Source organism: Gemmatimonadaceae bacterium, assembly GCA_035633115.1.
GTDB lineage: Bacteria > Gemmatimonadota > Gemmatimonadetes > Gemmatimonadales > Gemmatimonadaceae > UBA4720.
In genome coordinates this window covers 37,943-62,319 of record DASQFN010000106.1, presented here as the reverse complement: position 1 = coordinate 62,319, position 24,377 = coordinate 37,943, and the positions used below count along the sequence as shown (strand labels likewise).

The 24,377-nt window shown below is 61.5% G+C and carries 24 protein-coding genes and 2 tRNA genes; 25 read left to right on the top strand and 1 reads right to left on the bottom strand.

Annotated features, from left to right (window positions below; translation table 11 throughout):
- Positions 1 to 72 precede the first annotated feature (72 nt).
- Entirely contained in the window at positions 73 to 876 is an 804-nt protein-coding gene (locus tag VES88_14170) for a BON domain-containing protein (GenBank protein HYN82635.1), read from the bottom strand.
- A gap of 97 nt (positions 877 to 973) precedes the next feature.
- On the opposite strand from VES88_14170, the gene thrS reads away from it, so the two are divergent.
- The 25 genes from thrS (at position 974) to VES88_14045 (ending at position 24,207) form a co-directional block, all read left to right on the top strand.
- A complete protein-coding gene (gene thrS, locus VES88_14165; GenBank protein ID HYN82634.1) occupies positions 974 to 2,890 on the top strand; it encodes a threonine--tRNA ligase in 1,917 nt (638 codons plus the stop codon).
- An 88-nt stretch (positions 2,891 to 2,978) separates the two neighbouring features.
- Positions 2,979 to 3,113 (top strand): hypothetical protein, encoded by a 135-nt coding sequence (locus VES88_14160; GenBank protein ID HYN82633.1) that lies wholly within the window; start codon positions 2,979 to 2,981, stop codon positions 3,111 to 3,113.
- A 42-nt stretch (positions 3,114 to 3,155) separates the two neighbouring features.
- Positions 3,156 to 3,971 carry a c-type cytochrome gene (locus tag VES88_14155; protein HYN82632.1) on the top strand — a complete coding sequence of 272 codons (816 nt, stop codon included), beginning with the start codon at positions 3,156 to 3,158 and terminating at the stop codon, positions 3,969 to 3,971.
- Positions 3,972 to 3,980: 9 nt separating this feature from the next.
- Positions 3,981 to 5,351 (top strand): cbb3-type cytochrome c oxidase subunit I, encoded by a 1,371-nt coding sequence (locus tag VES88_14150; protein HYN82631.1) that lies wholly within the window; start codon positions 3,981 to 3,983, stop codon positions 5,349 to 5,351.
- 3 nt (positions 5,352 to 5,354) lie between these two features.
- Positions 5,355 to 6,206 carry a CbbQ/NirQ/NorQ/GpvN family protein gene (locus VES88_14145; GenBank protein HYN82630.1) on the top strand — a complete coding sequence of 284 codons (852 nt, stop codon included), beginning with the start codon at positions 5,355 to 5,357 and terminating at the stop codon, positions 6,204 to 6,206.
- 18 nt (positions 6,207 to 6,224) lie between these two features.
- A complete protein-coding gene (locus tag VES88_14140) occupies positions 6,225 to 8,228 on the top strand; it encodes a VWA domain-containing protein (protein HYN82629.1) in 2,004 nt (667 codons plus the stop codon).
- 21 nt (positions 8,229 to 8,249) lie between these two features.
- Positions 8,250 to 8,897 (top strand): hypothetical protein, encoded by a 648-nt coding sequence (locus VES88_14135; protein ID HYN82628.1) that lies wholly within the window; start codon positions 8,250 to 8,252, stop codon positions 8,895 to 8,897.
- Positions 8,894 to 10,126 (top strand): sensor histidine kinase, encoded by a 1,233-nt coding sequence (locus VES88_14130; protein HYN82627.1) that lies wholly within the window; start codon positions 8,894 to 8,896, stop codon positions 10,124 to 10,126. Before VES88_14135 ends, VES88_14130 begins: the two co-directional genes overlap by 4 nt.
- Before the next feature lie 18 nt (positions 10,127 to 10,144).
- A complete protein-coding gene (locus tag VES88_14125) occupies positions 10,145 to 11,353 on the top strand; it encodes an acetyl-CoA C-acetyltransferase (GenBank protein ID HYN82626.1) in 1,209 nt (402 codons plus the stop codon).
- A 69-nt stretch (positions 11,354 to 11,422) separates the two neighbouring features.
- Complete coding sequence (locus VES88_14120) at positions 11,423 to 12,283, top strand: type II CAAX endopeptidase family protein (GenBank protein HYN82625.1); 861 nt, start codon at positions 11,423 to 11,425, stop codon at positions 12,281 to 12,283.
- Entirely contained in the window at positions 12,284 to 13,132 is an 849-nt protein-coding gene (locus VES88_14115) for a 3-hydroxybutyryl-CoA dehydrogenase (GenBank protein ID HYN82624.1), read from the top strand.
- A 4-nt stretch (positions 13,133 to 13,136) separates the two neighbouring features.
- Positions 13,137 to 14,300: an acyl-CoA dehydrogenase family protein gene (locus VES88_14110; protein HYN82623.1), complete on the top strand. Its 1,164-nt coding sequence runs from the start codon at positions 13,137 to 13,139 to the stop codon at positions 14,298 to 14,300.
- A 67-nt stretch (positions 14,301 to 14,367) separates the two neighbouring features.
- Positions 14,368 to 15,408 carry a Glu/Leu/Phe/Val dehydrogenase gene (locus tag VES88_14105; GenBank protein HYN82622.1) on the top strand — a complete coding sequence of 347 codons (1,041 nt, stop codon included), beginning with the start codon at positions 14,368 to 14,370 and terminating at the stop codon, positions 15,406 to 15,408.
- Complete coding sequence (locus VES88_14100; protein ID HYN82621.1) at positions 15,405 to 15,944, top strand: RpiB/LacA/LacB family sugar-phosphate isomerase; 540 nt, start codon at positions 15,405 to 15,407, stop codon at positions 15,942 to 15,944. Before VES88_14105 ends, VES88_14100 begins: the two co-directional genes overlap by 4 nt.
- Positions 15,945 to 17,237, top strand: a complete 1,293-nt coding sequence (gene glyA, locus VES88_14095; protein HYN82620.1) for a serine hydroxymethyltransferase — start codon at positions 15,945 to 15,947, stop codon at positions 17,235 to 17,237.
- 31 nt (positions 17,238 to 17,268) lie between these two features.
- Positions 17,269 to 17,625, top strand: a complete 357-nt coding sequence (locus tag VES88_14090) for a Minf_1886 family protein (GenBank protein HYN82619.1) — start codon at positions 17,269 to 17,271, stop codon at positions 17,623 to 17,625.
- Positions 17,626 to 17,644: 19 nt separating this feature from the next.
- Positions 17,645 to 19,246 carry an NAD(P)H-hydrate dehydratase gene (locus tag VES88_14085; protein HYN82618.1) on the top strand — a complete coding sequence of 534 codons (1,602 nt, stop codon included), beginning with the start codon at positions 17,645 to 17,647 and terminating at the stop codon, positions 19,244 to 19,246.
- Between the two features lie 27 nt (positions 19,247 to 19,273).
- Positions 19,274 to 20,233: a thiamine-phosphate kinase gene (thiL, locus tag VES88_14080; protein HYN82617.1), complete on the top strand. Its 960-nt coding sequence runs from the start codon at positions 19,274 to 19,276 to the stop codon at positions 20,231 to 20,233.
- Positions 20,234 to 20,279: 46 nt separating this feature from the next.
- Complete coding sequence (locus tag VES88_14075; GenBank protein ID HYN82616.1) at positions 20,280 to 21,059, top strand: lysophospholipid acyltransferase family protein; 780 nt, start codon at positions 20,280 to 20,282, stop codon at positions 21,057 to 21,059.
- A 25-nt stretch (positions 21,060 to 21,084) separates the two neighbouring features.
- Positions 21,085 to 22,365 carry a phosphopyruvate hydratase gene (gene eno / locus VES88_14070; GenBank protein ID HYN82615.1) on the top strand — a complete coding sequence of 427 codons (1,281 nt, stop codon included), beginning with the start codon at positions 21,085 to 21,087 and terminating at the stop codon, positions 22,363 to 22,365.
- Positions 22,366 to 22,677, top strand: a complete 312-nt coding sequence (locus tag VES88_14065; GenBank protein ID HYN82614.1) for a septum formation initiator family protein — start codon at positions 22,366 to 22,368, stop codon at positions 22,675 to 22,677.
- 60 nt (positions 22,678 to 22,737) lie between these two features.
- A tRNA-Met gene (locus tag VES88_14060) sits at positions 22,738 to 22,811 on the top strand.
- A gap of 98 nt (positions 22,812 to 22,909) precedes the next feature.
- Positions 22,910 to 22,983 (top strand) — tRNA-Met (locus tag VES88_14055).
- Positions 22,984 to 23,071: 88 nt separating this feature from the next.
- Positions 23,072 to 23,599 (top strand): hypothetical protein, encoded by a 528-nt coding sequence (locus tag VES88_14050; GenBank protein HYN82613.1) that lies wholly within the window; start codon positions 23,072 to 23,074, stop codon positions 23,597 to 23,599.
- 44 nt (positions 23,600 to 23,643) lie between these two features.
- Positions 23,644 to 24,207, top strand: a complete 564-nt coding sequence (locus VES88_14045; protein ID HYN82612.1) for a DUF1003 domain-containing protein — start codon at positions 23,644 to 23,646, stop codon at positions 24,205 to 24,207.
- The last annotated feature ends 170 nt before the right edge of the window (positions 24,208 to 24,377 follow it).

Genomic DNA, 24,377 nt, shown 5'->3' with positions numbered 1-24,377 from the left:
GTAAGCAGCGCGGAGCGGCCAGCTGGAAAGCCGGCCGCTCCGTTTTGCAGCTCGTGGTCCCGCAGGTCGAGACTACTGCCCTGGGATTTCCTGCGGAGGAGCTTCGAGTGGATTGGCGACGTGGTCGCTCTTTGGAACGCCTCCCGGCGCAAGGGGCGATCCGTCGGCACGACCGGTCTTCGGTGGCTTCTTGGATCGCTGTCGCCGCTCGGCCTTGACGTCGGCCTCTTCATCGGCGTTCAGAAAAATCCGGTCGAGCTCCTTTTCCTCCAGCTCCTGCCTCGGGTCGGCATGACGGTCGACCTCGGCGGAGTTTCCCTGTCGCCTGCGTCCTGTGCCGATGTTCTGGCCTTCCCACTGTCCTCCACCCACCCCGTCAACGGCTTCCTCGTAGTCCTCAGCCATATCGTCCAGGAGGTCCTCCTCGGTTCTGATGGCGAGCCGGTTGACAACGGTGTCCACGCCCGGTACGCCACGCGTTATTACCACTGCTTGTTCAGCCTCGTCGGCTGCATTGACCCAGCCGGTGAGCTCGACTATTCCGTCGTCGAGGGCGCCGATGTCGATTGCGCGCTCGCTCAGGATCGGGTCGTTTCGGAACGCTTCGAGGACTCGCTCCTCGAGTTCCTCGGTTGGCTCGAGCGGACGCTCGTGGTCGTCGTCGTACGAGGTCTCGTACTCTTCGTGTTCATCTTCCGTCGTGTCGCCGGCCTGAGCTCGCCCAAACTTTTCGCGAATGCGATCAGTGAGTCCGGTAACTCCGCCGTAATGCTGAGCGACGACGACTCCTGCGGCGAATCCGGCGAGCGCGCCAAGCGCGATGTACAGCGCTCCGGTCGAAGCGGATTCTTCATCCTGGTATCTGAAGGGTGACATGTATGCGATCCTGTGGCGAAGGATATTCTCGAAGGATAGCTTAAGCGGGAGCAAGTTAAAGGCCAGCCGCCGCCCCCCGATTTTCACGAGGAAAGACATGTTGACGTTGACACTCCCCGACGGCGCTACGCGCCAGGTCGAGGAGGGAACATTGCCGCGCGATGTGGTTGCCTCCATCGGCTCGCGGCTGCTCCGGGACGCTCTGGCGGTCGAGGTCGACGGAGAGGTGATCGACCTGATCACTCCCCTTCGAAAGAGCGGCGAGTTTCGCGTTCTTACGGCAAAGGACGCGATCGCGCTCGATGTTCTGCGCCACTCCGGCGCGCATATTCTGGCGACGGCGGTGCGCCGCCTGCGGCCTGACGCGAAGATCGGATTCGGCCCGGCCATCGAGGACGGTTTCTACTACGACTTCGAGGTCGCGGAGCCGTTCACGCCGGAGGATCTCGAGGCGTTCGAAACAGAGATGCGAAAGGTCGTGCAGGAGAAGTATCCGTTCATCCGCGAAGAGGTCAGCCAGTCCGAAGCGCGAAAGAGATTCCTGGATGATCCGCTGAAGATCGAGCGGCTTTCGGAGTTCAGTGACGACGAAATCATCTCGACCTATACGGACGGACCGTTCATCGATCTGTGCCGCGGCCCGCACGTGCCGGACACATCGTATTTGCGTCATTTCAAGCTGCTGCACACGGCCGGAGCTTACTGGCGCGGCGATGAGAAGCGTCAGATGCTGCAGCGCATCTATGCGACCGCGTGGTTCTCGAAGGAGGATCTCGAGGCTTATCTCCACCGCATTGAGGAAGCAAAGCGGCGCGACCACCGGCTTCTCGGCCAGCAGCTCGATCTCTACTCCGTCGATCAAAGGGTCGGCCCGGGACTCATTCTATGGCATCCCCGTGGTGCCATTGTCCGCAACGAGATCGAGACGTATGAGCGCGATCTGATTCAGCGGCACGGATACGATCTCGTGTATACGCCGCACATCGTGAGCGAGAAGCTTTTTCAGATCTCCGGGCACCTCGAGAACTTCAAGGAGAACATGTTCGGCGCGATGGACGTCGAGGGCGCGTCGTACCGCCCGAAGCCGATGAACTGCCCGGGGCACATCTGCATTTACCAGTCGAAGGCGCGCTCGTATCGCGATCTGCCGATCAGGTACGCCGAGTTTGGAACTGTGTACCGGTACGAGCGAAGTGGCGTGCTGCACGGAATGCTGAGAGTGCGCGGATTCACGCAGGATGATGCACACGTGTTCTGCACTCCGGAGCAGGTGCCGTCAGAGATAGAGCGACTTCTCGACCTCGTTGACGAGATGCTTTGCGCGTTTGGCTATCCGTACACGATCGAGCTTGCAACCCGGCCCGACAAAGCCCTTGGAAGTCCCGAGCTGTGGGAGAAGGCTGAGCGCACGCTCGCCGAGGTGATGACGGAGCGGGGCCAGCCTTATGAGATGGACATTGGTGGCGGTGCTTTCTACGGACCGAAGCTGGACTACAAGCTGATCGATGCGATCGGGCGCAAATGGCAGGGCCCCACGGTGCAGCTCGACTTCAATCTTCCCGAGCGGTTCGAGCTCGAGTACACCGGTGCGGACAACACACCGCATCGGCCAATGATGCTGCACCGCGTTCTCGTCGGATCGATGGAGCGATTCGTCGGTGGGCTCGTAGAGCATTACGCCGGCGCGTTTCCACTCTGGCTGGCTCCCGAGCAGGTGAGAGTGATTCCAATCTCCGACGAGGCGCGTCAGGCTGCCGAGTCTATTGTCGAGCGCCTCAAGGTCCGGGGCGCCCGCGTCCATCTCGACGATCGGTCCGAGACTTTGAATTATCGAATACGCGAGGCGGAGACGCTCAAGATTCCGTACATGGCGATTGTCGGGAAGCGTGAGGCGGAGAGCGACTCGCTTGCGCTGCGTGTGCGGGGGGCGGGGAAGAAGCAGGAAGTGATGCCCGTGGCGGACTTCATTGCGCGGATTCAGGATGAACTGGCCACGAGGGCGCACGCACCGTAGGGGAAACGCTGATTGCGAACGCGCAGTCGACACCAACATGTTTCACGGCTGCATTTTATTCTCGCACATTTCTTCAGGAGAGAGCGGCTTGCCTGATGCGTCAACGCCCGCAGTCTTTGTGTACGGCCGCCTGGTTCTATGGCTGGTCCTCGCACTCATGCTGGTCTCCATCGGCTACGCTGGATGGCACGTACTCGCCAACTGGAACGACATCACCGTCTGATTGATCGCCGAGCTACGTCCTTCAGCTGCTTAGGGGAAAACAATGACTAAGCGACAGACGCGGATGTTCTTTGCCGTCGGCACGTTCATCTTCGCCGCAATTTTTCTCGGACTGACGTTCGACAGCCACAGGCAGTTCGCGAAACTCACGCATGCGGAGCTCATCACACCGGACGTGAGTGCGGGAAAGGATGTCTGGCACCGTAAGAATTGCGTGAACTGCCACACGCTTCTCGGAGAGGGCGCCTATTATGCGCCCGATCTCACCAAGATCGCTCAGCAGCGGGGCGACGCTTATCTGCGCGCGTTCCTCAAGGACCCCTCGCAGTTCTATTCGGAGAAGGTGCACCGCAGGCTGATGCCGAACCCGCGACTCAGTGAGTCGGAGATTACGCAGGTCATCGCTTTCCTTGGCTGGGTTTCGCGCATCGACAACAACGGATGGCCGCCGCGGCCGATCCTGGTTAGTGGCGGTCAGCTGCGTGGAGCTGAGACTGCCGAATCGCCCGCACGCGCCGCGTCTGACCAGCCAATCGCGCTGGGTGAGGTGCTGTTCAGGCAGACTCCGCCGGGATGCTTCGCCTGTCACTCGACAGCGCCAGGGGTCAACCTCGCCGGACCCAGCCTGGCCGGCATAGCGACGATGGCTGGGAAACACGTCGCCGATGACGACTACAAGGGCACCGCTACCGATGCTGCGGGATACATTCGCGAATCCATCGAGAATCCACACGCCTATCTCGTGGAAGGCCAGATGTTCTCTTCAGGCGGACGCTCCTTCATGCCCGACAACTTCAAGACTGTGCTTTCCGCAGCGCAGATCGACCAGCTCGTGGCGTACCTCTCGACCCTCAGGTAGGAGACATCAATGCGCTTTCGTTCACAGTGGATAGCGTATCCCTACTTCGTGGTCGCAATGCTGTTATTCGGTCTGCAGATGGTTTTCGGCCTGCTCGCGGCAGCGAAGTATCTCGGCCCGGATCCTCTCCTGAATGTTCTGCCGTTCAACACGGTGAAAGCGCTGCACACGAATCTGCTCATCTTCTGGGTCCTCACCGGTTTCATGGGGTCCGCCTACTACGTCATTCCCGAGGAATCGCGAACCGAGATTCACAGCGAGCGACTTGCCTACTGGCAGCTCGGAATCTGGTCGCTTCTCGGCGTGACGATTGTCGTGGGATACATCTTTGGCTGGACCGCGGGAAACAAGCTTCTGGAACAGCCCTTCCCGCTGAAGGTGGGAATCGTCGTAGTAATGTTGATGTTCCTGTACAACCTTTTGATGACGATCAGAAAGGCAGGTCGCTGGACAACGACCGAAGGTGTCCTCACAGCGGGCCTGGTGCTGGCGGCTTTGCTCTACCTGCCCGCGCTCCTTCAGTTCAACAACTATACGATCAGCATCTTCTATCGGTGGTGGACCGTTCACCTCTGGGTGGAAGGCGTCTGGGAGATGATTCAGGCCGGCCTGATCTCCTACCTCCTCATCCGTCTTTCCGGCGTAGACCGGGAAATGATGGAAAAATGGCTCTACGTGATCGTCGGCCTCGTTTTCATTGCCGGGATTCTCGGTACAGCTCACCATTATTACTGGGTCGGCGTCCCAAAATACTGGCTTCCCATCGGTGGCTTCTTCAGCGCACTCGAACCGCTCGCGCTTTTCGGAATGGCGACGTTCGCTTATTACGCAATGCGCCGCTCAGGGTTCGCGCATCCGAACAAGCTCGCGCTGCACTGGACCATCGGAAGCGCGATCTATACCGCGTTCGGTGCCGGCCTACTCGGCCTGGCCCACACCTGGCCGGCGGTCAACAAATGGACTCACGGCACCCACATTACGACGATGCACGCTCACTCGGCGTTCTTCGGCGCGTACGTGATGGTGAATCTCGCGCTCATCAGTTTTGTAATGCCGCACTTTACCGGCCGCGCTGAAGCGGAGAAGGAAAGTTCGGTGGGTTACTGGGCATTCTGGATGCAGACCATCGGGATGTTCGGCATGACGATGGCCTTCGCTGCCGCCGGGATCGTGCAAACGTATCTCGAGCGAATAATGGGACTCGGGTTCCTGGAGACTCAGCTCAAGATCCAGGTTCATTTCCTGATGGTGATCGGAGCGGGCACGATCTTCACGGTCGGTGTCGGACTCTTCCTGTGGGATTTCTTCCGCTATCCGCCTCTTCGGGCGCCGGCGCTCGCCGAGCCTTCCGAGGCCGCTCTTGCGCCAACAGCCGCCTGATTGATGGCATTGCCGGCCGCTCACGACTCAGAAAAGCGGCGCGAGCGCTCGTTGCTCCACGACGGGCTACGATATCTCGAATCGGAACCGTACTACCTGCCGACTGCCGACGAGGTTTCTCTCTTCGAGAAATGCCATCAGCGCGGCCTGAGTGTGATGCTGAAAGGACCGACCGGCTGTGGCAAGACGCGCTTCGTCGAGCACATGGCGTGGAGACTCGGGCGTCCGCTCGTGACTGTGGCATGCCATGACGATTTGTCGGCGAGCGATCTCACCGGGCGGTATCTGGTTCGAGGAGGCGACACGGTCTGGCAGGACGGCCCGCTGACTCTCGCGGCACGCCTCGGCGCAATCTGCTACCTCGATGAAATCGTCGAAGCGAGGCAGGATACGATCGTCGTCATCCACCCGCTGAGCGATGACCGGAGATTGCTGCCGCTCGAAAAGACACGAGAGCTGATCGAAGCAGCTGAAGGATTCCAGCTCGTCATCTCGTACAATCCCGGTTATCAGAATGTGCTGAAGGAGTTGAAGCCGAGCACGAGGCAGCGGTTCGTTGCTATCGATTTTGATTTTCCGCGCAACGAATTGGAATGGCGGATTGTCCAGCACGAGGGTGGGGTCGATGAGCCGACAGCCAGGTCCCTCGTCGCGCTCGCTGCCCGAATGCGCAATCTGAAAGACCGGGGGCTCGTTGAAGTCCCGAGTACCCGCCTGCTGGTCGCGACGGCGCGTCTCATCGCGGAAGGAATTCCACCGATCGACGCATGCCGCTCCGCACTCGTCGCACCACTGAGTGATGACCCCGAACTCCTTGGCGCGCTCCGCGATCTGGTCTCCGCCGTAATCGCCTGAGCTGAGTCAGCTCCTTGTATGTCAGAGCCCGAAGACGTAGTCCTCGAGGGAGCCCACGCAGCGACGTCATATGTGGCCGCGCTCTGGCGCAGACACACGGCCGGAACTCCACAGCTCGAGCTGGCAGACGTCCGAAAGCGACTCGAGTGGCTCACTGTGGCGCTGTACGGGGACGTGCCTCCAATCGTCGCCGCAGAGTCACGCGCAAGACCTTCGCTTGCTGCGCGAGTGGCGCGCCGTATTCCTCGCCATCTTCTCGAGGAAGCGGCGATTCCAAGTACCGATGGCGAGCGGATCCGCCTTCCCCGAACCATTGAAATCAATAATGCGGCTGCCAGCTACGATTTCTATCGGTTGATGGCAATCGAGCAGGCCGCTCGAGCCCGCCGCGGAACTGCGGACCTCCTCGAGGCGACATTTTCACTCGAGCTTCAGGATTTGTTTGAGCTGAGCGAGGCCGTGGCAGTCGATCATGCGCTGACTCGCGATGTTCCGGGTCTCGTGCCTGTGCTGATCGAGGGCCGGCGGATCGCGCGTGCGCTGCGGCCTCGGCTTTCACTGCTCACGCCGCGCGAGCGTCAGGTCGAATCGATGCTCCGTCTGGTGCTCGAGTCGCATCCCGCGAGCCCCCCACCGGGAATGGCGCTCGCGGCTGCACCGATGCATTCGCTGCTGTGGGCAACTCACGAGGCGAAGAGTCTCGAGTCGCTGCCCGGTCGTTATCGAGGGCTCCCATCTGTGATCCTGTGGGGAAGGGCGACGCGGCCGGCGGCACGTCCCGCTGGTACGCCCACGGCGCCGGACGATCACGACAAGATCGCGAGGTCCGAACGGACGCGCACGATGCGACGCCGGCCATCCGTGCGACCGGCGGAGGAAGGAGAGGACGACGTGTCGATGGGAATGTCGATGATCCAGCTCGACGATCCGCAGCAGCACGTCGAGGACCCCGGAGGACTGCAGCGACCCGCCGATCGGGACGAAAACGCTGACGCAGACGACCTCGCGGATTCGCTCTCGGAGCTGCCCGAAGCTCGTCTCGTCACGCGACCTGGAATCGCTTCAGAGATACTGCTGAGCGAGGACCCACCCGCTTCGCGCCCTCACGTTATTACTCGGTCACGCGACGCCAGCGGCATTTCCTATCCGGAATGGGATTGGCGGACTGCGGCATATCGACCGGCACACGCGGTGGTGCGGGAATCCGTCGCCTTCGTCGGAGACTCGAGTTGGGTTGCCTCGGTGTTGCGCAAACGCGCGCGTGAGATTCGTGAAGTTCGGCGTCAGTTCGAGCGCTTGCGATCACAGCGGCTGAGGCTTGGCCGGCAGCTTGACGGTGAGGATGTCGACATTTCCGCGTATGTGACCTCGCAGGCCGACGTCTGTGCGGGATTGTCATCGGACGATCACCTGTACCAGTCGGTTCGCCGGGGTCGAAGGGATATCGCCGTAAGCATCCTCGTGGATATCAGCGGTTCAACCGACAGTTGGCTGTCCGACAATCGCCGCGTCATCGAGGTCGAAAAAGAGGCTCTTGTTCTAGTTTGCGAGGCCCTCGACGCCATCGGCGATCGTTACAGCGTTTCTGCATTTTCAGGTGAGGGCCCTCGTGGAGTATCCGTTCTTCTGGTGAAAGGCTACCACGAACGGTATGACGAGGCCGCTCGCCGCCGCATCGCCGGTCTCGAGCACGATCGCTACACCCGGCTCGGTGCGGCTATCCGTCACGTCACGGGTTCGTTGATGCGCGAGAGTGCTCGTCATCGCCTGCTTCTTGTTTTGTCGGACGGAAAGCCGAACGACATTGACGAGTACGAAGGCAGGTATGGAATCGAGGATACACGGCAGGCCGTCGCTGAGGTTCGGCTGCAGGGAGCGCATCCTTTCTGCGTGACGGTTGATCGCGACGCACCCGTCTACATCCAGCGAACTTTCGGGCCGGGAGCCTATTCCGTACTGCGCCGTCCGGATACCCTTCCACAATCGCTGGTGCAAGTCGTTCGGCGTCTTCTCAACTCATAGCGATGTTCATCGGGCACTTCGTTGGGATTTGCGGCAAAGAAAGCAACGCCGAAAACGTCGTTGCCGACGCTCTTCGCGGCTTGTGTGTTCGCCGACATTCTCTGGCCAGTCTTCCTGGCGCTGGGAGCGGAGGAGGTTGTGATCGACCCGGGCAACACCGTGTCAACGCCGCTCCACTTCGTCAGCTATCCCTACTCTCATACGCTTGTGATGCTCGTCATGTGGGGCGCGCTTTTCGGCGGGCTCTACCTCGCGCTCACGAAGGATTCCCGCGGCGCGGTCGTCCTTGCCGCGCTGGTCGCGAGCCACTGGGTGCTGGACTGGATCACCCATGGACCGGACATGGCGATGTATCCGGGGGGAGCGATGTTCGGTCTTGGCCTGTGGAATTCTCCCGCGCTGACGATAGCCGTCGAGCTGGCGATGTTTGCGATTGGCGTGTGGATTTATGCGCGTGCAACGCGAGCCCGTGACGGGCAGGGCAAGTGGGGATTCTGGTTTCTGGTTCTGCTGTTTCTGGTCGCGTATCTGGCCGACGCGGCCATGGGCGCAGCACCACCCTCGGTGCGGGTCATCTGGATCAGCGCGCTCGTCGCAACTGCAATAACTTTGCTTCTTACGTGGTGGGTCGATCGCCACCGACAGCCAACTCCAATCGAACATTCGTGACCTATCCACGGTTGCTCGCCGCCAACCTTGCCGACGCGCTGCGAGGCTCGCGAGAAGACCTGGTCGCGCGCTGGCTCGAGAGAATCAACGCCCGCGTGACCCTAAAGCGGGAAGACATCTTCCCAACCGACGATCTGCTCAATCACGTCCCTCTGCTGATCGACGGAGTGGCGGATTATCTGGAGAATCCGGAGAGCGACCTGAATGAAAACGCCCCTGTGGTCGCGAAGGCCATGGAGCTGGGTGCCCTGCGGCACTCGCAGGGGTTCGACGCTTACCAGATACTCAAGGAGCACGAGATCCTGGGCGCCATACTCTGCGCGTTCGTGCTGGAAAGTGTCGACAGTGGAAGGATCACCGGCACGCCACGCGATCTGCTGCTGAGCTGGCAGCGTATCTCACATGCCCTCGAGCTGATGAGGCAGGCTACGACGATGCAGTTCCTCAGGCTCTCGGGGGACCGCATCAAGGATCGCGAATCGAGATTGCGTCGCTTCAATCGAATGGTGTCGCACGAATTGAAGAATCGAGTCGGGGCCATTAGCGGGGCCGGCCACCTGCTTCAGGAGCCCTGGCTCAAGGAAAACGAGCGAGCCGACTTCCAGCAGATAATCGTCGAGAATGCCCGCAGCCTGCAGCAGCTCATGGGCAACCTCGAAGCACTCTCGCGTATCGAGTCCGATTCGCGGCAACGCCGCAACGTGCTGCTGCCTCAGGCGACAGCCGAAGCTGTGAGACAGTTGCGCACTCAGTCGCAGGCAAAAGGCATCGACGTGCGGATCGCTGACGACCTTCCGCCCATCGAGGTGGACGCTGCGGCGACTGAGCTTTGCCTGGTGAACTACATCTCGAATGCGATCAAATACTCCGACCCGTCGAAATCCGATCGATGGGTGGAGATCTCGGCAAACTTCGACTTCGGCGGCGGGCCGAGTGGTTCTGGCGAGCTTGTCGTTCTTGTACGGGATAACGGCATCGGCGTGCCGGTGGGATCGAGGGCCGAGCTGTTCCGACAGTTCTACCGCGCCCACGAAGAAACCGTCACCGACGTCGATGGATCCGGGCTTGGTCTGAACATAGTACGGGAGACTGTCGAATCACTCGGGGGTCGCGCATGGGCCGAGTTTCCGGAGACCGGCGGGGCGGTGTTCGCCTTCTCGCTTCCTTCAAGGCGGGAAGAGGATGCCGCGGCCGCCGGAACCCGTCGCCTGGGGGAAGCGCCCGAATAACTCGATTAGCTTTCGGTAATGCCTGATAAATCCCGGACCCCTGTAATCGTCTCCGCTGCGCGAACGCCTATTGGAAAATTTCTCGGCGGGCTCTCGGCACTTTCGGCGCCAGAGCTGGGAGCAATCGCGATTCGGGAAGCCCTTCGCCGCGCGAATGTCGCGCCCGACGCGGTAAACGAAGTCATCATGGGGCAGGTAATTCAGGGTGGAACAGGCCAGGCGCCCGCGCGGCAAGCCGCGCTGAAAGCTGGAGTGCCGGCCACCGTCTCGGCTGTCACCATAAACAAGGTCTGCGGATCCGGCCTCAAGTCAGTGATGCTGGCAGCGCAGTCGATCAAAGCGGGCGACAACCAGGTCATCGTCGCCGGCGGACAGGAATCGATGTCCAACGCTCCCTACTATGTGTATGGAATGCGAAACGGTGTGAAGCTCGGCGACCAGCAGATGGTCGACGGCATGATAAAGGATGGACTGTGGTGCTCGTCGTGCAACGTCCATATGGGCCGCCATGCGGAGCATACAGCGAGAAAGGCCGGCGTAACACGAGAGGATCAGGACGCGTTCGCGGAGGCATCGCACAGGAAAGCGATCGAGGCGATCGAGGCCGGCAGGTTCAAGGACGAGATCGTCGCCGTAAAGATCACGACGAAGAAAGGCACGACCGTCGTGGACACCGACGAGAGCCCCCGGAAGGACACCACAATGAATACGCTCGCCAAGCTTCGGCCGGCTTTTCCGGGAAAAGGGGACAACGCCGACCTTTCGGTAACGGCGGGCAACGCATCGAGTCTGAACGACGGCGCGTCCGCCTGCGTCGTCGTCTCCGAAGAGTACGCGGAAGCGAATGGCCTGGAGATTCTCGGCCGCATCACCGCGTACGCGACTGGCGCCACCGAGCCGGAGGAGCTGTTCTTCGCCCCGATCTTCGCGGTGCAGAACCTGATGAAGAAAACCGGGCAGAGCATTGGCGATTTCGATCTCATCGAGGCAAACGAAGCTTTCGCGTCGCAGGCAATTGCCGACGGTACTGGTCTCGGCTGGGACTGGAAGCGTGTGAACGTAAACGGTGGCGCGATCGCGCTTGGACATCCAATCGGAGCAAGCGGTGCGCGGGTGCTGACCACGCTGCTCTACGCCATGAAGGATCGCGGAGCCCGCACCGGACTGGCCACGCTCTGCCTTGGTGGTGGCGACGCGGTCGCATTGAGTGTCGAGCGCACCAGCTAGAGTTTCGCTGACGCCGGCGTCCGTTTGACCTCGCGCAGCCCGGCGCGCACAGTCATCTAATTCCTGAAAATGAACGGCAGTGCTCTGCTGCTCACGCCGGACGGCCGCCTCCGTGCTCCGTGGCGGATCCTCCTGTTCATGGTCGTGCTGTTCATGGCCGTCGCTGTCACGATCACGCTCGAGGCCTTTCTCGACAGCGCCGCACTCGCCGCCGGCTACCGGCCGCTTGTCTCGGAGTGGGGCTTTGCGCTTGGCGCGGTAATAGCAACTGCCGCATTGCTTTTCTGGGTCGACAACAAATCGTGGGATTACGTCGGCCTTGGCGCGCACGCGGCGAGCCCGCGATTGCTCGCACGCTATGCGCTTCTGGGGGCGCTGGCGATCGCACTACCGTCGCTGCTCCTGATGGCAATGGGACAGTTACGCGCTGTTCCCGCCGCTCCTGGAAGCTGGTGGGCTGCAACCGGCCTGACCTTTGCCAATCTTCTTCCAGCGGCGGTAGGCGAGGAGCTTCTGCTTCGTGGCTACATCTTCGCGGCGCTTCGCGAATCGATCGGCTGGCGGTGGACCCTCATTGCGACAAGCATAGTTTTCGGGTTGTTTCACGTTCCGAATCCGGGAGCGGATGCGGAATCGGTTCTCCTCGTCATGCTTGCCGGATTCTTTCTGGGCGCGGTGCTGCTTGCGACGGGGAGTCTTTACGCGACAATCGCCGTGCATTTCGCCTGGAACTGGGTGATGGCAGCGGGACTCCACACGCCCGTGAGCGGGATTCCGGTTCTGGCCCCGGATTATCGGGTGGTCGATGCGGGACCCGACTGGCTGACTGGTGGCGGGTGGGGGCCGGAAGGTGGACTGGGGGCTGCGGTCTCGATGTTCGCGGTTGTGATCTACATCTACGCGCGGCGCCTGCGGCGCCTGGAGAAATGAATGGAGGAGCGAGTTGTCGTCGTCGGAGCCGGGCAAATGGGAAACGGCATCGCGCACGTGTTCGCGCAATCGGGATATCCGGTGACGATGATCGACGTCTCCCGTGAGGCGCTCGAGCGCGGCCAGGCCACGATCCGGAAAAATCTCGACCGCCAGGTGAAAAAAGGAACGATCTCCGCGGAAGCCTCAGCGGAAACGCTCGGACGAGTGGAGCTGAGTGAGAAGCTGGAGAGTGCGAAAGATGCGACGCTCATCGTCGAGGCCGCGACGGAGAACAAGGATCTCAAGTTCAGAGTCTTCGGCGACCTCGACAAAATCGCCGGGCCTCACGCCATACTGGCCAGCAATACGAGCTCGATCTCCATCACCGAGATTGCGCGCCATACCAACCGTCCCGAAAAGATCGTCGGGATGCATTTCATGAATCCCGTGCCGGTAATGAAGCTCGTTGAAATCATCCGTGGCCTGGCTACTTCGGACGAGACGACGAGCAGCGTCGTGGAGCTGAGTCGCAAGCTTGGCAAGACACCCGTTCAGGTGAACGACTACCCGGGCTTCGTGTCGAATCGCGTGCTCATGCCGATGATCAACGAGGCCGTGTACTGCCTGATGGAAGGGGTTGGCGAGGCGGAAGCTATCGATCAGGTAATGACTCTGGGGATGAATCATCCAATGGGTCCGCTCGCTCTCGCGGACCTGATCGGCCTGGATACCTGCGTCGCGATTCTCGAGGTGTTACGCGACGGCCTCGGCGATCCGAAGTATGGTCCGTGCCCGCTTCTCAGGAAGTACGTGGCAGCAGGCTGGCTCGGCCGAAAAACGGGCCGCGGGTTCTACACTTATCAATGACGTTGTGACCTGGCTTCTGCACGACCTGACCGAGGAGCAGCGCGAGATTCAGGGTCTCGCGCGCGATTTCGCGCAGCGTGAGATCGCGCCGTACGCCGCCGAGCTCGATCACGAGTCCCGGTTCGACCCGTCGATCGTGAAGAAGCTGGGCGAGGTTGGCTTCCTCGGAATGCTTCTTCCCGAAGAATACGAAGGGCTCGGGCTCGAGACCTCGACATATCTGATTGCTCTCGAAGAGATCGCGGCGGTGGATGCTTCCACCGCCGTTCTCATGAGCGTGCACAACTCTCTTCCGACGCAGATGATTCTGCGTTTCGGGAGCACCGCGCAGAAAGATCGGTTCCTCCCTCCGATGGCGCGCGGCGAATTGCTCGGCGCGTTCGCGCTTTCCGAGCCTGAAGCGGGCTCGGACGCTGCCGCGCTCACCACGCAGGCTCTGCGCGACGGAGACGACTGGATCCTCACGGGCACGAAGAGCTGGGTCACGAGCGGCAGCCATGCCGATGTCATCATTGCAATGGCGCGGACGGATACGCGCGAGGAGAGAAAGGGCGCGCGGGGAATCGGGGCGTTCATTGTCACTCCCGATCTCGCTGGATTTCACGTCGGGAAAAAGGAGGACAAGCTGGGTTTGCGCTCGTCGCCGACTGTCCAGCTGAATTTCGACGGCATGCGTGTTCCCGCCGCGAACGTGCTCGGGGACCCGCACCTCGGGTTCGTGTACGCGATGAAATCACTTGACGCGGGAAGACTCGGCATCGCCGCTCAGGCGATTGGAATTGCGCGCGCGGCGCTGGAGGCTTCGACTGCCTACGCCGCGGAGCGCCGGCAGTTCGATGCGCCGATCCGGGACTTTCAGGCGATTCAGTTCAAGCTCGCCGACATGTCGACGCGAATCAGCGCGGGGCGGGCACTGCTTCACCTCGCCGCGCAGGCGAAGGATCGCGGCGCGAACGTGAAGCAGGCGTGCTCGATGGCCAAGCTGTTCGCGAGCGAGACGGCGATGTTCTGCGCCAATCAGGCAGTGCAGATCTTCGGCGGGTACGGCTACGTCAAGGACTATCCGGTGGAGCGGTATTTCCGTGACGCAAAGGTCACGGAGATCTACGAGGGTACGTCTGAGATCCAGCGCATTGTCATCGCCCGCGAGCTCTACGCCCATGATTGATCTGTCTGGCATCACGCGCCCGCACCCGGCCGTCGAGCGCAATTCACGAACTTCTCATAACCAATAAATGGAACTATTCGACAAGCTCGCCGAGATGGGCCACGAGGAGATTGCAATGGGCAGCGATCCGGAATCCGGTTATCGCGGCATCGTTGCAATTCACAGCACGCGACTTGGACCCGCTCTCGGGGGAACGCGGTTCTGGAGTTACGCGACGGACGAGGAGGCGATCACCGACGCGCTCAGGCTCTCCCGCGGAATGACATACAAGAACGCTGTCGCCGGTTTGAACCTTGGCGGCGGCAAGTCCGTCATCATCGGCGACAATCGAACGACGAGCCGTGAAGCAATTTTCCGCGCTCACGGACGCCTCGTGGAAAGTCTTGGCGGCAAATACATAACTGCGGAAGACGTTGGTACTTCGACCTCTGACATGGACTTCGTCCACATGGAGACCAATCACGTCGCAGGCCTTGCAGGAAAATCCGGCGATCCATCACCGGTTACCGCGCACGGCGTGTTTCGCGCGATCCAGGCCTCGGCAAAGGAGCGGTGGGGCTCGGACGACCTTACAGGCAAGACTGTCGCACTTCAGGGTTGCGGCAGCGTCGGTCGATATCTCGCGCTAGAGCTGCACGAGGCTGGGGCGAAGCTCGTGGTCACTGACATCGATCCCGAGCGAGCGAAGCGTGTCGCCGCCGAGACCGGGGCGACGATAGTGGAGCCCGAAGCGATCTATGGTGTTGCAGCGGATATCTTTGCGCCCTGCGCGCTGGGCGGGATCATCAACGATGAGACGGTCCCGGTGCTCGAGGTCGAGATCGTCGCCGGTGGTGCGAACAATCAGCTCCTGGAGGAGCGGCACGGCGACGCGCTCGAGCAGCGCGGAATTCTGTACGCGCCGGACTATGTCGCGAATGCGGGGGGAGTGATCAACGTGTACAGCGAAGTGGCCGGCTGGGATTCCGAGCATGCGCTCAGCAAAGCCGACGAGATTTACGACACCGTGCTCGGCGTCTTCGAGATCGCAAAGACAGATGGCATCCACTCGTATGAGGCGGCGGATCGATTGGCCGAGCGCCGGCTCCGAAACGCAACCAGGACATGACTGCGCGCACCGGCCCAACTGATCAGAGCGACGGTGGCGGAGAGGAGCGAGGCCGTCCCTCGACAGCAGCGCAAGCGAGTGAAACGATTCTTATCGCGGCCGACCACGCCGGCTTCGAGGAAAAGGAGGTTTTGAAGCGCGAGCTCACGAAGCTCGGGTTCACGCCCGAGGACCTCGGCGCTCCGTCCTGCATCTCCGATGACGACTATCCGGATTACGCACATCCGCTCGCGCGCAAGATCTCCCGCGGCGAGGCGAAGCGCGGTATTCTGCTGTGTGGCAGTGGCATTGGAGTGGATATCGTCGCCAACCGGTATCCGCATGTGCGAGCGGCACTGTCGTGGATGCCTGAGATTGCCGAGCTTTCAAGACGTCACAATGACTCGAACGTTCTGGTGATACCTTCGCGTTTCGTTTCCATGGAGCAGGCAGTCGAAATGATGAAGCGGTGGCTCGAGACACCGTTCGATGGCGGCAGGCATATGCGACGCGTCGAGAAGATCGACGATCTGGAAGGAGAGGGAGAAGGAGAGTGAATGCAGGGAGTTGAGCAGGGCGCAGGACTTCAGATGCCAGCGTTGAGCGAATACGATGCGGACGTCGCCGACATCATCAGGCGCGAGGTCGAGCGTCAGCGCGAAGGACTCGAGCTCATCGCCAGCGAAAATTTCGTGTCTGAAGCGGTGCTCGAGGCAATGGGCACCCCGCTCACGAACAAATACGCCGAAGGGCTTCCGGGAAAGCGGTACTACGGCGGCTGTGAATTCGTCGATCAGGTCGAGCAGCTGGCAATCGATCGCGCAAAGAAGCTGTTCGACGCAGAACATGCGAACGTCCAGGCGCATTCGGGCGCGCAGGCAAACGCCGCCGTCTATCTGGCGTTTCTGAAGCCGGGCGACACCGTGCTCGGGCTCGACCTGTCACAGGGCGGCCATCTCACGCACGGATCTCCCGTGAATTTCTCCGGGCTTCTCTACCACGCCATTCATTACGGTGTCGGCGACGACGGCCGCATCGATTACGATCAGATGAAGGAGATTGCGCGGCGCGAGCGTCCGAAGATGATCATCGCCGGAGCGAGTGCCTACGCGCGTACGATCGAATTCGAGCCCTTTGCCGAAGTGGCGCGAGAGATCGGCGCAAAGTTTGTGGTGGACATGGCTCATATCGCCGGTCTCGTCGCGACCGGCTACCATCCGTCGCCGATTCCACATGCCGACGCCGTAACGACGACAACGCACAAGACTCTTCGCGGGCCGCGTGGCGGGCTCATCCTGTGCAGGGCCGAGCACGCCAAAGTAGTGGACAAGGCGATGTTTCCCGGCACGCAGGGAGGCCCCCTCGAGCACGTAATTGCCGCAAAGGCTGTAGCGCTGAAGGAAGCTCTTGACCCATCATTCAAGGTGTACTGCGGTCAGATTGTCGCGAATGCCCGCGAGCTTGCGACCGCTCTGGCTGGTCACGGCTTCGAAATTGTCTCTGGAGGAACGGACACGCATCTCATGCTGGTGGATCTGCGCTCACGAAATCTCACCGGGAAGGTCGCCGAGAAGGCGCTCGACCTCGCGGGGATTACCGTCAACAAGAATACGGTTCCGAAGGAAACACAGTCTCCCTTCGTGACCAGCGGAATTCGCATCGGCACACCCGCGGTCACGACTCGCGGGATGAAAGAGCCCGAGATGGTCCGCATTGCCGAGCTGATCAATACCGTCCTCTCCGCAGCGGACGACGCCAGTCTTGCGACACGCGTGCGCGAGGACGTACGCGAGCTGACTCAGCGTTTTCCGCTGTATCCGACATCGTTCAACGGACGGGGAGCCGATTAGCGTGTCGGAGCTGGCGTTTCGAGAAGGCGTGATGGATCGCATTCGCGTGCGAGAGTCGCGGTACGACGAGCAAGCCTACCTCTTCGTGCTGTCAGCCCTCGAGTATGCACAGAAGCGGCTCGACGTCAGGCGGCATATTTCGGCGGCCGAGCTTTCGCATTCCTGCCGGGACCTCGCTCTCGAGCGTTACGGAGTAATGTCGAGAATGGTACTCGAGCGCTGGGGAGTCCACTCCACCTCCGACATCGGTGAGATCGTATTTGCTCTCATCGATCTCGGCTTCCTGGCGAAGCTGCCGAACGACACGCGAGAAGAGTTCTTTGGCGTGTTCGATTTTGCCGGAGCGTTCGAGCGCGACTACCCGTGGAACTGCGCGTATAACGCGTAGCGCAAGCCCGAACTAGATCATGCCCGCTCGCGTAGCAACCGCCGCTGAGTCAGTGGCGTGCGAGCGTGCGACGATCGCCGCCGGCACCACTTCGCGGGTGCTGATGGAGCGCGCCGGGCGCGCTGCCGCCGATGAAATAATCCGGCGCTTCAAGCTGATTCTCCCGGGTGGCACCACTGTTTTCACCGGGCCGGGCAACAACGGCGGCGACGGCTGGGTTGTCGCGCGCTGCATCGCCGAGGCCGGCTTCCCCGTTACCGTGATCGAAGCCGCGCCGGTAAAAACCGAGGAAGCGCAGGCAGCGGAGCATGATGCCGGAGTTCCGACAGAGAATATCGAGGGCCGGCCGGGCGTCGAGTCTGAGAGTCCCCACATCGCCGATGCGCCGGTTATTGTCGATGCTTTGCTCGGCACGGGATCGTCCGGTCAGCCGCGCGACACCATCGCCGCGGCAATCGAGATAATCAATCGCGCCGGCCGCGACGGCGCGGCGACTGTTGCGCTCGACGTCCCGTCTGGACTCGACGCCTCGACCGGTGAGCACGAGCTGTGTGTCGAGGCAGATCTCACGCTGACATTCGGCGTGCTGAAGCGTGGTCTTCTGCTGGCACGCGACGTTTCCGGCGAGATCGTCGTACTCGACATAGGGCTCGATAGTGGACCGCGCGTCGCTTCGCTTCCACTGCTTGTTGATCACGACTGGGTAGCGAAGCGAATTCCGGAGATTCCAGCGGATGCGCACAAGGGAACTCGTCGTCGTCTTGCAATCGTTGCCGGCGGCGAAGGCATGGCTGGAGCTGCGATCCTGGCGGGAAAGGGAGCACTTCGGAGCGGAATCGGCCTGATTCGACTCGCTGTCGCGCCCGAGAACATCGCGGCGATTCATGTCGGACTTCCCGAAGCCCTCGTGCAGCGGTGGCCCGCGGACGCGACTGCGCTCGCCAAACTGAACGACGACGCGGACGCGCTGGCGATCGGACCCGGGCTGGGCCGATCCTCCGAGGTGCGCGACCTCGTCGAGCGAGTTCTGCTTGCGTGGCGTGGTCCGGCAGTCGTGGATGCGGACGCGCTCAGCGTATTCGAGGGCGATGCTGATTCGCTTGCCAAACTGTTGCGCGGCCGGCCGGCGATCATCACGCCCCATCCAGCGGAACTGGCGCGACTGCTCGGGCGAGAAACTGCAGACGTTCTGAAAAACCGGTTCGACATTGGCACTGACCTGGCGCGCGACATTGGCGGAGCGGTGCTCCTCAAAGGAACGCCAACCGTGATCTTTGGGCCGGATGGGCAGCGGTTCGTCAGCGCGGCAGGAACGGCGGCGCTCGCGACGGGCGGCAGCGGAGACGTTCTCAGCGGCATAGTCGGGACTCTTCTCGCTCAGGGTATCGCGCCGTCGAGCACCCTCGAAAATGGGGCAACCGAACAAGCAGGAAGCAATCTGGGATCGCCTGCTGAGATCGCAGCAGTGGCGGCATTCATTCACGGTCGTGCGGCCGAGCTGTGCGGGCCCGTGCGCGGGACGACGCTCGAGGATATTCTCCTGGCGTTGCCGGATGCGTGGAACGAGGCCGTCGCCCCGAACGAAGGGCAAACGTTGGCGTGTCTACCGGGCGTCCCATGAACGCTGCTGAGGCAACTCGGGCTTGCCGTGGCTTCTGACAAGGCTGAGTCGCACCATCACACATCACTGCGTGAGGGAACCGAGTTCGACCTCGTGCGCCGAATGCTCGACCGATGGGGAAACAAAGCTCACGCAATCGGTGACGACGCTGCTGTTCTCGTTCCCGGTGCCATTGCGTCGCTCGTCATCAGCACCGATGCATCCGTTGAAAACGTGCACTTCCGCCGTGGATGGCTTACACCGAAGGAGATTGGATATCGCGCCACGGCTGCGTCGTTGAGCGACCTTGCGGCAATGGCCGCCGAGCCGCTGGGAGTTCTCGTGGCGATGACTCTGCCGGCCGAGTGGCGCGACCGCCTGGATGAAATTGCCGACGGAATCGGCGAAGCGACCGAGGCGGCGTCCACTCGCATATTGGGCGGTGACCTGAGTGACGGCCGCGATCTTTCGCTCTCCGTCACCGTGCTGGGAAATTCCGCCAATCCGTTACGTCGCAGTGGCGCGCGCGCAGGGGACCGCGTGTACGTCACAGGGAACCTCGGCGGCCCGAGCGCCGCGCTGCTCGCACTCACCTCGAACGAGACCCCTTCGCCTGATGCACGCGCGCGCTTCGCGCACCCGGTTCCTCGAATACGTGAAGCCCTTTGGCTCGCCGCGCATGGCGCGGCCTCGGCCATCGATATCTCCGACGGACTCGCCGCGGACCTGTCGCACATTGCCGCCGCCAGCGGCGTGTCGATTTCGATAAGCCTCGATCGAATCCCTGTAATGGCCGATGTGTCAGCGAAGGATGCAGCGGGGAGCGGCGAAGAATACGAGCTCGTGGTCACATCACATGCACCACTCGATACGCGCGCATTCCGCAAGGAATTCAGCCTGCCGCTCACCGAGATCGGCGCGGTGGAGCAGGGACGGCCGGTAGTTCGCGTCTTCGACCACGGCGCTCCGGTTCCGACGCCGAGTGGATATCGTCACTTCGAGCCATGAATAAGCGTTCGGTGCCGCTATCTTCAGTCCCGAACACGTTCCAGCGATGATCGTCTTATCCGTGATTCGCACGATCTTCGCCGCCACGATCGGTGTGCTGGTCACTACGATTGGCGGATTGTCGGCAATGATTGCCGGACTTTTTGGTGTTCAGGATCGAGAGGGTGGCATCTTCGATCACACACCTCGGGTGTGGTCGCGCATCATCCTATGGGGAGCTGGAGTCACCACCCAGGTTCACTGTCCGGAGCTGATGACGGGTGGTGAGCCGCGAATCTACATGTCGAACCACCTGAGCTGGTTCGACATTCCGGCGCTTGCGTCTGTGCTGCCGCGTTACAAGTTCGTCGCCAAGGCGGAGCTCTTCAAAGTTCCGATTTTCGGACCGGCGATTCGCGCGATCGGCATGGTGCCAATCGAACGACAGGCGGGGAAAGCCGCGTTCGCGGCGTATGACGTAGCGGCGGGCAAAATTGGCGCGGGAAACTCCGTCGTAGTTTTTCCCGAGGGGTCGCGCGGATACGACTATCCAATCCGACAGTTCAAGAAAGGGCCATTCGTCCTCGCGATAGCTGCCGGCGTGCCGATTGTGCCCGTTCTCCTCTACGGAACGCGCGACGTGTTCGCGAAGGGCACGATGTTGGTGCGCTCCGGGCCGCTTCATATACATTTGCTCGAGCCGGTGCCGACGGCGGGACTCGATTATTCGGACCGCGACGAGCTCGCCCAAACCGTTCGGTCGCGAATAGTCGATGCTCTCGATTCGCTCTACGGAATCAAAAGCGAGCCGTCTCGACGCCAGCCGCAGACGGTCGATTCCGAGTAGCCTCATTCACGAACTTCCAACCTACATGTCAACGATTCTAGATATTCGCGCGCGGGAAATTATCGACAGCCGTGGCAATCCGACCATCGAAGCCGATGTAACGCTCGCGAGCGGAGCGACTGGACGCGCCGCAGTGCCGAGTGGTGCGTCCACGGGAGAGCATGAGGCGCTGGAGCTGCGAGACGGCGATGCAGACCGGTACGGCGGAAAGGGTGTGCAGCTCGCCGTTCAAAATGTCGAGGAGCGAATCGCCCCGGCGCTGAACGGGCTCGTTGCGGCGGACCAGGTTGCGATCGACCGCGCGATGATCGAGCTCGACGGCACGCCCAACAAAGGGAAGCTCGGCGCGAATGCGATTCTCGCCGTGTCGATGGCGACCGCTCGCGCTGCCGCCGAGGAATCGGGGATGCCGCTGTACCGCTACCTCGGCGGGCCGCTCGCGCGAATTCTTCCCGTCCCGATGATGAACATCCTGAACGGCGGAGCGCACGCCACCAATACAGTGGATTTCCAGGAGTACATGATCGTCCCGATAGGCACGGACAATTTTGCCGATGCGGTGCGGATGGGAGCCGAAGTGTTTCACGCGCTGAAGAAAGTTCTCGTCAAGCGGAAGCTGTCCACGGGAGTGGGTGACGAGGGCGGCTTCGCGCCGGATCTGGCGAGCGACGAGGACGCCCTCAAAGTCGTGGTGGAGGCGATTGAAAGTGCCGGCTACGCGCCCGGAACCGAGATCGTCATCGCGCTCGACTGTGCGGCGTCGGAGCTCTGCAAAGGAAAGAACTATGTATTCAAGAAGAGCGGGGCAGGGACGCACAACGCAGACGGCATGATCGACATGTATATGAAATGGCTCGAGGAATACCCGATCGTCTCGATCGAGGACGGGCTAGCCGAGGACGACTGGGCAGGCTGGGCGAAGCTCACTGCGGCGCTCGGCGATCGTGTCCAGCTGGTGGGTGACGACATCTTCGTGACGAATACCGAGCGCCTTGCCCGTGGGATCTCCGAAGACGTCGGCAACGCGATACTCATAAAGCTGAATCAGATCGGGACAGTCACCGAGACGCTGGAGGCAATAGACCTGGCGCGCGCGAACGGGTACCAGTCGATCATCTCGCACCGATCGGGCGAAACGGAGGACACGTTCATTGCCGATCTCGCGGTTGCGACAGGCGCCGGACAGATCAAGACCGGCTCTGCGAGCCGAACCGACCGCGTAGCGAAGTACAATCAGTTGCTGAGGATCGAGGAAATGCTGGGCGATTCGGCGGAGTATCCCGCGGGCGCGATTTACGGTCTTTGAATGGGACCAGTAATCCAGCGGCTGATCTTTGCGCTCATCGTGCTGGGCGGGCTCTTGTTCGCCGTTCAGGGTGGGGAGTACAGCACAATGGACCTGTGGCGCCAGCGGGAGAGGAGGGCGCAGCTGATCGCGCAGGCGGATTCGCTGCGCCGGCAGGTGGACTCGTTGAAGAAGATGGCAAAGGCGATTGCATCCGATCGCGCGACACAGGAGCGGATCGCGCGCGAGGAATTCGGGATGGTGCGAGGGGATAAGGAGATCCTTTACCGGTTCGGCGACACGGCGGATACCGCCACCGCGAGGCGACGATAGGGACGGATAACGGGTCGCGGGTTGTTTAGACGGGCAGGGGGTTTAAATTTCACGTTCTATCGCGGGGTGGAGCAGCCTGGTAGCTCGTCGGGCTCATAACCCGAAGGTCGCGGGTTCAAATCCCGCCCCCGCCATCTGGCAACGCGGCCGGTCCGAAAGGGGCCGGCCGTTTGCGCGATGTAGCCGAATCGGATCGAATCGTTAATGATTCGGCTGTTCGCAGATTGAACACGGCAGGGTAGCTCAGCCGGTTAGAGCACGGCACTCATAATGCCGGGGTCGCGGGTTCGAGTCCCGCCCCTGCTATCCAAGCGAGCCATTCGACCTTCGCATGTCGTATGGGGTGCATTCGTTCCATAGTTCGTGCGCGTCAACTTTCCTTCCGGAATGACAGATGACATCGTCTTCTTCCGATAGCAGGTCGCCAAATGGTGACGTCGGCGGCGACAAAGCGGAGCGCCGATTTCTCCGTCACACGCTGGCCACGCTGGCGTACCGCGCAGAGAAGCCCCTTCGAAGTGCGCCCGACGGATTCTCCGACGTGCGCGCTGCAGCAGGGAGCCGAACTGCGGGAGAGATCCTCGCGCATATGTCCGATCTCCTGGACTGGGCATTGTGGATCGCCCGTGGGGAGAAGCACTGGCAGACGACGCCGCCGACCACCTGGGAGGACGACTGCGAGCGATTCTTCGCCGCCCAGGCTGCTCTCGACGCATACCTCGCTGGTGATGCGCCGCTCGTGGCGAAGGCCGGGGAAATATTTCAGGCGCCGATTGCAGATGCACTGACTCATACTGGTCAGCTCAGCTTGTTGAGGCGCCTGGCGGATGCCCCCGTCAGGCCCGAGAACTACGCGAGAGCGCATATCGAAGTGGGACGTGTCGGCCGCGATCAATCCGCGGACCGCGCCGAGTTCGATTAGACCTCGACCGCTGTCCCTTGACTAACTCGCCCGCGGATTCGGGAATGCAGCGGCCTGAGTCAACCGGGACGCCGCGCGACTCCCGTCTTCTCGACCGCAACGTGCGTGCTGTAATCGAGCACGCCGCAGAGGAGGAGCGCGCCCGCCCGACCGCCGACCGCGTCGCGATGGCCATCTGGCGCTTCGCCGGCACGATGAACTTTGTCTATTTCCATGTCGTCCTTTATGGACTCTGGGCAGCGGTCGACCTGGGATGGATTCCGGGAATACGCAACTTCGATCCGACATTCACTATCATCGGTTCAACTGCGGCGGTGGAGGCGATCTTCCTCGCCATCTTTGTCTTGATGGCGCAGCTTCGGATGGCCCACAACGCCGATGTACGCAATCAGCTCGACGTTCAAGTGAGCCTCATCTCCGAGCAGGAGATCACTCACATCCTTCGTCTCGTCGCCGCGATGAGCGAACGTATGGGCATCGAAGAAGCCAAGGACCCTGAAATCCAGGAGCTGTTAAGGGAGCTCAAGCCTCGTGACGTGTTGCACCGGATTGAAGCACAAACCGATGCCGTCAAGGAACAGATTCGCGACGAAAGAAGCGCGCGATAGTCGCAGCACCGTTTCCCGCATTGGGTGCTGCGAGCTATTTTCCGCGGTCAAAGCCGATGCGGACGCGAGAACTTTGGCAACGTTGCCCGATGAACTGATGCCGAGCCGTCGGGTTCCGAAGAGATGACAGGACGCGCGGTCGGCCACTCCCAGGCGAATTCGACGCCGAT

What these genes read in the sequence shown, in the direction of transcription:
- VES88_14170 (HYN82635.1), bottom strand. Translation starts at nt 876, where the DNA reads ATGTCACCCTTCAGATACCAGGATGAAGAATCCGCTTCGACCGGAGCG.
- thrS (HYN82634.1), top strand. Translation starts at nt 974, where the DNA reads ATGTTGACGTTGACACTCCCCGACGGCGCTACGCGCCAGGTCGAGGAG.
- VES88_14155 (HYN82632.1), top strand. Translation starts at nt 3,156, where the DNA reads ATGACTAAGCGACAGACGCGGATGTTCTTTGCCGTCGGCACGTTCATC.
- VES88_14150 (HYN82631.1), top strand. Translation starts at nt 3,981, where the DNA reads ATGCGCTTTCGTTCACAGTGGATAGCGTATCCCTACTTCGTGGTCGCA.
- VES88_14145 (HYN82630.1), top strand. Translation starts at nt 5,355, where the DNA reads ATGGCATTGCCGGCCGCTCACGACTCAGAAAAGCGGCGCGAGCGCTCG.
- VES88_14140 (HYN82629.1), top strand. Translation starts at nt 6,225, where the DNA reads ATGTCAGAGCCCGAAGACGTAGTCCTCGAGGGAGCCCACGCAGCGACG.
- VES88_14125 (HYN82626.1), top strand. Translation starts at nt 10,145, where the DNA reads ATGCCTGATAAATCCCGGACCCCTGTAATCGTCTCCGCTGCGCGAACG.
- VES88_14120 (HYN82625.1), top strand. Translation starts at nt 11,423, where the DNA reads ATGAACGGCAGTGCTCTGCTGCTCACGCCGGACGGCCGCCTCCGTGCT.
- VES88_14115 (HYN82624.1), top strand. Translation starts at nt 12,284, where the DNA reads ATGGAGGAGCGAGTTGTCGTCGTCGGAGCCGGGCAAATGGGAAACGGC.
- VES88_14105 (HYN82622.1), top strand. Translation starts at nt 14,368, where the DNA reads ATGGAACTATTCGACAAGCTCGCCGAGATGGGCCACGAGGAGATTGCA.
- VES88_14100 (HYN82621.1), top strand. Translation starts at nt 15,405, where the DNA reads ATGACTGCGCGCACCGGCCCAACTGATCAGAGCGACGGTGGCGGAGAG.
- glyA (HYN82620.1), top strand. Translation starts at nt 15,945, where the DNA reads ATGCAGGGAGTTGAGCAGGGCGCAGGACTTCAGATGCCAGCGTTGAGC.
- VES88_14090 (HYN82619.1), top strand. Translation starts at nt 17,269, where the DNA reads ATGGATCGCATTCGCGTGCGAGAGTCGCGGTACGACGAGCAAGCCTAC.
- VES88_14085 (HYN82618.1), top strand. Translation starts at nt 17,645, where the DNA reads ATGCCCGCTCGCGTAGCAACCGCCGCTGAGTCAGTGGCGTGCGAGCGT.
- VES88_14075 (HYN82616.1), top strand. Translation starts at nt 20,280, where the DNA reads ATGATCGTCTTATCCGTGATTCGCACGATCTTCGCCGCCACGATCGGT.
- eno (HYN82615.1), top strand. Translation starts at nt 21,085, where the DNA reads ATGTCAACGATTCTAGATATTCGCGCGCGGGAAATTATCGACAGCCGT.
- VES88_14065 (HYN82614.1), top strand. Translation starts at nt 22,366, where the DNA reads ATGGGACCAGTAATCCAGCGGCTGATCTTTGCGCTCATCGTGCTGGGC.
- VES88_14050 (HYN82613.1), top strand. Translation starts at nt 23,072, where the DNA reads ATGACATCGTCTTCTTCCGATAGCAGGTCGCCAAATGGTGACGTCGGC.
- VES88_14045 (HYN82612.1), top strand. Translation starts at nt 23,644, where the DNA reads ATGCAGCGGCCTGAGTCAACCGGGACGCCGCGCGACTCCCGTCTTCTC.